Origin of the sequence: Pseudochelatococcus lubricantis, from assembly GCF_042432495.1 — a bacterium.
Lineage (GTDB): Bacteria > Pseudomonadota > Alphaproteobacteria > Rhizobiales > Beijerinckiaceae > Pseudochelatococcus > Pseudochelatococcus lubricantis.
Window position 1 is genome coordinate 1 of sequence record NZ_JBHLXC010000027.1, and the last position, 1574, is coordinate 1574.

The 1574-nt window shown below is 63.5% G+C and carries 1 pseudogene; it reads left to right on the plus strand.

The window, feature by feature from the left end:
* Positions 1–24 precede the first annotated feature (24 nt).
* Positions 25–1574, plus strand: a pseudogene (locus ACFFJ7_RS20940) (ISL3 family transposase); the annotation flags it as partial.

Genomic DNA, 1574 nt, shown 5'->3' on the forward strand with positions numbered 1-1574 from the left:
GATTTTACAGAAGGAATCAACGCCATGGTTCATTCACTTCGAGCTGAGACACTTGTGCCTCGCGGCTTTGTCGCCCATGAGATAGCCGCTGACGCCGAGGTGTTGACGATCACGGTTCGTCCGATGGGCAGGGCGAGCCGTTGTCCAGGCTGCGGGGCAATGTCGGATCGGGTCCACAGCCGGTATCGGCGGCACCTGGCGGATCTGCCCATCGCGGGTAAGCCTGTTCAGCTGGTCGTTGCGGCGCGCCGGTTCCACTGTGCTGCGGTGCTATGTGGCCGCCGGATCTTCGCAGAACGCTTTGACGGAGACGTTCTGGCACCGTGGGCGCGGCGAACTGCGCGGCTTGACCATATCGTCCATCATCTCGGACTTGCCTTGGGCGGGCGACCGGCGGCGAGCTTCGCCCGGAGGCTGATGCTGCCGGTGAGCAAGGATACCTTGCTGCGCGTCGTGCGGCGGCGTGGCAGCCCGCGTTTCGTTCCGCCGACGGTGATCGGGATCGACGACTGGGCGTGGCGGCGCAACCAGCGCTATGGGACGATTATCTGCGACCTCGAGCGGCGGAAAACTATCGCGCTTCTGCCGGATCGAGAGCCAGCGACAGCCCAGGACTGGTTGCTGGACCAGCCCCAGATCGGCATCGTCTCTCGTGACCGCGGCGGCGCCTACGCCCTGGCCGCGGCCAAAGCACTGCCGAAGGCCACCCAGGTGGCCGACAGATGGCACTTGATGGAAAACGCCAGCCGGGCATTCCTCGACGCCGTACGCAAGTCCATGCATCAGATCAGAGCCGCGATTGGCGCCGCTACCATCAATCCGGACCTGCTCACCGCCGCTGAACGGATCCAATATGAGGGATACCTCCGCCGGGAAGGCACCAACACCGCGATTCTCGACCTCGCCAAGGCCGGGATCGCGATCAAGGAGATTGTCCGCCGGACCGGGTACAGTCGCGGCCTGGTGCGGCGGGTTTTGCGTGGTCAACGGTCGGATGTTTTCCGCGTGCGCGAGAGTTCGCTCGAAGTTTACCTGCCGTGGCTTGACGTGCAATGGACTGCCGGGCACCGTAACGGCACAGAGCTATGGCGACAACTCAAAAACTAGGGGTTCCGCGGCTGCCTTCGGATCGTCACCGAGTGGGCGACACGCCGACGACAAGCGGAGAAAGTCGATGGCGGCGCCTTGAGCCGTACTCCCTCGGCCAGGACTATCGCGCGCCTCATGACCATCGCTCGCGACGCACTCTCCAGGTCCGAAGCCGTCACGGTTGCGGCGATTGAAGGCGGCGTGCCGTTGCTGGTCGAAGCGCGGGAAATCATCGCCACTTTCCAGGCCATGATCCGCAAGAAATCTCTCGCTGATCTCGAGCCGTGGTTGGAATGCGCACGATCAAGCCTGGTCGCCTCCTTCGCAAGTGGTGTCGTCAAAGACCGGGCGGCAGTCAGTGCCGCGATTACTTCGCCATGGTCCAACGGCCAGACCGAGGGGCAGATAACCAAACTCAAGCTCGTGAAGCGCCAGATGTATGGCCGAGGAAAAATCGACCTCCTTCAGGCGCGCGTCATCGGCGC